Raw genomic sequence first — 4,071 nt, forward strand, 5'->3', positions numbered from 1 at the left:
GGCGGACAGGGCATGGCCAGCGCCCAGCAGGCCGCCCGCGCCGCCGGTGCGGGCGCAGCAGCGCAAGGCGGCTGGGGCGGATTTGGCTCCTCCTCAGGCGGCATGTCCACCTATGCCACGGGTTCGCATGTGGACGCGCGGGGGGTGTCGATCATGCTGGGCCTTGCCAAGCGCTTCGGGCTGGATGGCGCGGACCTGGTGGCCGGGCCGTTCTTCGAGGCGGGCGTGGGTTCGTACGACAGCTACAACGACGGCCCCGGCGGCGACGATTCCATTCACGCCTGGGGCGACAGCAACTATCAGGGCGGCGGCCTGCTGGCACGGCTGGAGGCCACGCAGGGCATGCTCGAGGGCCTGTACGCGGAAGCCTCGGCCCGCGCCGGGAGCCTGCACACCACCTACCGCAGCGACGACCTGAACCCTGCCCTGGGCCGGGCCTCGTATCAGACCACCTCCGGCTACGTGGGCGCGCACGGCGGCCTTGGCTACGTGTGGGAACTGGACGAGACCACCGACCTCGACATGTACGGCAAGTACTTCTGGACCCGCACCGAGGGCAGTTCCGTGACCGTTTTTGGCGACGATCTGGATTTCGACGCGGTGGACTCGCAACGGCTGCGCGCGGGCGCGCGCCTGAGCCACGACCTTACCGCCAACATCCGCCCCTACGTGGGCGCGGCGTGGGACCACGAGTTCGCCGGTTCGGCACGCAGCACGGTGAACGGGCAAAGCGTGGCCGCTCCGTCGCTGGCCGGAGACACGGGCGTGGGCGAAGTGGGGCTGGTGTGGAAGCCTGTGGAGGACAGCGGCTTTTCCGTGGACCTCGGCGCACAGGGCTACGTCGGCATGCGCCAGGGTTGGAGCGGCGCGCTGCAAGTGAAGTACGAGTTCTGACGCGTTTCGAAGACAACACGCCATTACCGCGACCCGCCGCAGCGTGAGCTGCGGCGGGTCGCCTTCGTTACGGCGACTCTGAAACCTCCTGAAGTTCAGGGGACCGGCTCTTTGTTTATACTTGCGTGTGGACCTTCGCATAATGTTAAGCTATCCGAAGATCAGTCACGAATCCGTAACATCCGAGGGCCGCCATGAGATTTCTCCGCCAGTTCGGCATCACCACCCGGCTTGTCGTCCTTTCCCTGCTGGCGTTTTTCTTCATAGGTGCCGCTGGAACGGCAGGCTGGATGGGGGCGCGCACCATTCAGGAAAACCTGAAGGACGTCTCCAACATCCGCCTGCCTGGCCTGAATTTTCTGATACAGGCCGACCGAGACCTGCAACAGTTGCTGGTGGCCGAGCGTTCACTGTTGTTTGCGGATCCTGCGGACAAGAAGCTTGTCGATCGGTTGAAGAAAGAATACGAAGACAACCTGCGACAGTCGGACGAGCGCTGGAACAAATACAAGAAGCTGCCTCTCGACGATGCGGCCAAGCCGCTCATTCCGCAGTACGACGCCGCCCGCGCCACCTGGATGCCCCTTTCGCGCGCGGTGGTGGACGCCGCCCTTTCCGGCGACCCGGCGGCGCGCCAGAAGGCCGCCGCAAGCTCGCTGGGCGACGTGGGCGTGAAGTTCGAGGCCATGCGCGAGGTCATCAACCAGCTGACCGAAGTCATTGAAAACGCGGCCAAGGCCGACAACGAGGAAGCCGACGCCAGCTATACCGACACCACGTACCGGCTGGCCGGGGCCACCACCCTGGCGCTGCTGGTGCTGGCCGGGTTCGCCACCGCCATCACCCGCTCCGTCACCGTACCGCTGAAGCGTACCGTGGCTTACTCCGAGGCCGTATCGCGCGGGGCGCTGGAAGAATGCCTGAATGTGGACGCCCGCGACGAGGTGGGTGTGCTGGCCGAATGTCTGTGCCGCATGGTGTCCACGCTGAAGGACAAGATCGGCGAGGCCGATTCCCGCTCTGCGGAGGCCCGCGCCGAATCGGAACGGGCCAGACAGGCCTCTGCCGAAGCAGAGGCGGCCACACACCGGGCCGAATCCGCCAAGCGAGAGGGCATGTTGCAGGCCGCCGACACCCTGACCGGCGTCACCGGCGTGCTCGGTTCCGCTTCCGAGGAACTGGCCGCGCAGATCGAACAGGCCAGCCGCGGCGCGGAACACCAGATGCAGCGTGTGTCCGAAACCGCCACGGCCATGGAGGAAATGAACGCCACCGTGCTGGAAGTGGCCCGCAGCGCAGGCGAGGCCGCCAGTTCCGCCGAAAGCGCCCGCGACAAGGCCCTGAGCGGACAGGACGTGGTACGCCAGGTGGTGGCGGGCATCGGCCAGGTGCAGCAGACCGCCGATCAGCTCAAGGTCGACATGGGCGAACTGGGTCGCCAGGCCGAGGACATCGGCCGGGTGATGACCGTGATCAACGACATCGCCGACCAGACCAACCTGCTGGCCCTGAACGCCGCCATTGAGGCGGCCCGCGCCGGTGACGCGGGACGCGGATTCGCCGTGGTGGCCGACGAGGTGCGCAAGCTGGCCGAAAAGACCATGCTGGCCACCAAGGAAGTGGGACAGGCCATCGCGGGCATTCAGGGAGGCACCCGCCGCAACGTGGGCCACGTGGAGGACACGGTGCAGCACGTGCAGCAGGTGACCCGACTGGCCACGGAATCGGGCGAGTCGCTGGGGGTCATCGTGAATCTGGCGGCCTCGGTGTCGGATCAGGTGCGGTCCATCGCCACGGCCAGCGAGGAACAGTCCGCCGCCAGCGAGGAAATCAACCGGTCCATCGAGGACATCAGCCGGGTTTCCGCCGAATCCGCCGAGGTGATGCGCCAGTCCGCCGCCGCCGTGGCCGAGATGGCCCAGCAGTCGCACGTGTTGCAGGAGCTTATCCGCAAGATGCGCGAAGACGGGTAGGGGCTGGCCGGCCAACCGCGCCCCAGGACAATGGGGGCCGGCTCACACAGCATTCCCCGCGTCCCGCCACGGCACCAGTCGTGGCGGGACGCGTCGTTTATCCCTCAGGCCAAGGGACGGCGCTACTGCCCGGCGGTCTCGCGCTCCCACGCGGCCATGCATTCGGCCAGCCGGGCAAATCCTTCGCCCCCGGCGGGGCGGCGGCGCACGTCCAGCACGTCATGCAGCTTGCGCACCTGGCGCACCATCTGCTCCAGCCGTTCGTCCTCGTTCACCAGCAGCCAGATGCGGCTCACCTGGCCGCCGTTCACCGGGGTGCACAGAATGGCCTCGACGTTGAAGGCCCGCCGGGCGAACAGCCCGCACACGTGCGACATGACGCCGGGGTGGTTGTTCACGGTCAGGCGCAGGGCCACCAGCGGTCGGACGTCCGGGGCCAATGCGGTGGGACAGGCGGAGGTGGCCTGCGCGCCGATGGCATCGGACGCGGAGCTTCCGGCAGACCGGGAGGCATGGTGGGGGCGTGCGGTATCAGGCGTGGACATGGCGGCCTCCGGTGGCATCGGCATGGGTGTCGCAATCATCGTCATCTTCCGACAGGGTAGGCATGGCGTCGTCCGGTTCCGGCTCGCCGCCGATCATTTGCAGGTTGTCCGCGCCGGGGGGCACCATGGGGTACACGTTGGCCCCGGCGGGCACGGTGACCCGGATCAGGCACGGTCCGGGCGCATGCAGGGCATCGGCCAGATCGCGCAACGGCTGCTCGCTGGCGTCCAGATCCACGGCGGGCACGCCGAACCCTTCGGCAATGCGCGCAAAGTCCACCTTGCGCCGGTACGCGCTGGCCACCAGCCGCCCCTCGTAGAACAATTCCTGCTGCTGACGCACCAGGCCCAGGGCATTGTTGTCGGCCAGCAGGATCTTGACATTCACCCCTTCCTCGGCGGCGGTGGCCAGTTCCTGAATGTTCATCTGCAGGCTGCCGTCGCCGGTGAAGCACAACACCGTGGCCTCGGGCCGGGCCAGCGCCGCGCCGATGGCAGCGGGCAAACCAAAACCCATGGTCCCGAGCCCGCCGGAGGTCAGCCAGCGGCGCGGGCCGCGCAGGGGATAGGCCTGGGCGGTGCGCATCTGGTGCTGGCCCACGTCGGTGGCCACGATGGCGTCGTGGTCCACGGCATCGGCGGCGCAGCGGATCAGCCCG

The 4,071-nt window shown here is 67.8% G+C and carries 4 protein-coding genes; 2 read left to right on the forward strand and 2 right to left on the reverse strand.

Going from position 1 to position 4,071, the window contains the following annotated elements:
- Together FVW27_RS09465 and FVW27_RS09470 are read left to right on the forward strand one after the other, a co-directional pair.
- Positions 1-894: autotransporter outer membrane beta-barrel domain-containing protein (locus tag FVW27_RS09465; RefSeq protein ID WP_208294721.1), on the forward strand; the 894-nt coding region annotated here is incomplete at its 5' end.
- Between the two features lie 194 nt (positions 895-1,088).
- Positions 1,089-2,867, forward strand: coding sequence for a methyl-accepting chemotaxis protein (locus FVW27_RS09470; protein WP_167124622.1), 1,779 nt, complete (start codon positions 1,089-1,091; stop codon positions 2,865-2,867).
- Between the two features lie 122 nt (positions 2,868-2,989).
- On the opposite strand, the gene ilvN is transcribed toward FVW27_RS09470, so the two are convergent.
- Together ilvN and FVW27_RS09480 are read right to left on the reverse strand one after the other, a co-directional pair.
- Positions 2,990-3,307: an acetolactate synthase small subunit gene (ilvN, locus tag FVW27_RS09475; RefSeq protein WP_167124624.1), complete on the reverse strand. Its 318-nt coding sequence runs from the start codon at positions 3,305-3,307 to the stop codon at positions 2,990-2,992.
- Positions 3,308-3,398: 91 nt separating this feature from the next.
- The coding region (locus FVW27_RS09480) for a thiamine pyrophosphate-dependent enzyme (RefSeq protein ID WP_243838321.1) at positions 3,399-4,071 on the reverse strand (673 nt) is incomplete at its 5' end.

This window comes from Nitratidesulfovibrio liaohensis, from assembly GCF_011682075.1.
Classification (GTDB): domain Bacteria; phylum Desulfobacterota; class Desulfovibrionia; order Desulfovibrionales; family Desulfovibrionaceae; genus Cupidesulfovibrio; species Cupidesulfovibrio liaohensis.

Excerpts from the sequence above, each read along its gene's own strand:
- FVW27_RS09470 (WP_167124622.1), top strand. The coding sequence starts at position 1,089 with ATGAGATTTCTCCGCCAGTTCGGCATCACCACCCGGCTTGTCGTCCTT.